Here is a 273-nt window from a genome sequence, read left to right on the forward strand (position 1 = left end):
GCCACTAATCCACCCCGAAAGGCTTCATCGTTCGACTTGCATGTGTTAAGCACGCCGCCAGCGTTCGTCCTGAGCCAGGATCAAACTCTCCGTGAATGTATGCCCGGCAGTGCTTAATTAAAAGCGCGGGCGGACACCACGAGAGCGGAACCACCAGCCGGAATAAGACCGGTGGTTCACAGCGTCCTCGCTGTGTTTACTACAAAGGAACCTCAACCCACCGGACATCCGGCAGGTCGGGGTATCAACATATCTGGCGTTGACTTTTGGCAC

1 rRNA gene is annotated in these 273 nt (G+C 55.7%); it reads right to left on the reverse strand.

Going from position 1 to position 273, the window contains the following annotated elements:
- Nucleotides 1-96: ribosomal RNA gene (locus IF11_RS0136180) — 16S ribosomal RNA — on the reverse strand; the annotation flags it as partial.
- Nucleotides 97-273: the final 177 nt, after the last annotated feature.

Origin of the sequence: Streptomyces scopuliridis RB72 (assembly GCF_000718095.1) — a bacterium.
GTDB classification, from domain to species: Bacteria; Actinomycetota; Actinomycetes; order Streptomycetales; family Streptomycetaceae; genus Streptomyces; species Streptomyces scopuliridis.